The sequence below is a fragment of the Vibrio sp. 03_296 genome (assembly GCF_002265885.1).
Window position 1 is genome coordinate 1 of sequence record NZ_NPKW01001249.1, and the last position, 563, is coordinate 563.

General features: G+C 46.5%; 1 protein-coding gene. It reads left to right on the forward strand.

Features of this window, described 5'->3' with window-relative positions; all coding sequences use genetic code 11:
- Positions 1-563: EF-Tu/IF-2/RF-3 family GTPase (locus CIK04_RS31335; RefSeq protein WP_325206053.1), on the forward strand; the 563-nt coding region annotated here is incomplete at both ends.

Consider the following 563-nt stretch of genomic DNA (forward strand, 5'->3'; position numbering starts at 1 on the left):
GATACTTACATCCCAGAGCCAGAGCGTGCAATCGATCTACCATTCCTAATGCCAATCGAAGACGTATTCTCAATCCAAGGTCGTGGTACAGTAGTAACTGGCCGTATCGAGCGTGGTATTCTGAAAGTTGGTGATGAAGTAGCAATCGTAGGTATCAAAGATACTACAACTACTACATGTACTGGTGTTGAGATGTTCCGTAAGCTTCTAGACGAAGGTCGTGCGGGTGAGAACGTTGGTGCGCTACTACGTGGTACTAAGCGTGATGAAGTAGAACGTGGCCAAGTACTTGCTAAGCCAGGTTCAATCACTCCACACACTAAGTTCGAATCAGAAGTATACGTACTTTCTAAAGATGAAGGTGGTCGTCACACTCCATTCTTCAAAGGCTACCGTCCACAGTTCTACTTCCGTACAACTGACGTAACTGGTGATATCTCTCTACCAGAAGGCGTAGAAATGGTAATGCCTGGTGACAACATCCAAATGGTTGTTGAGCTAATCTCTCCAATCGCGATGGACGAAGGTCTACGTTTCGCGATCCGTGAAGGTGGCCGTACTGT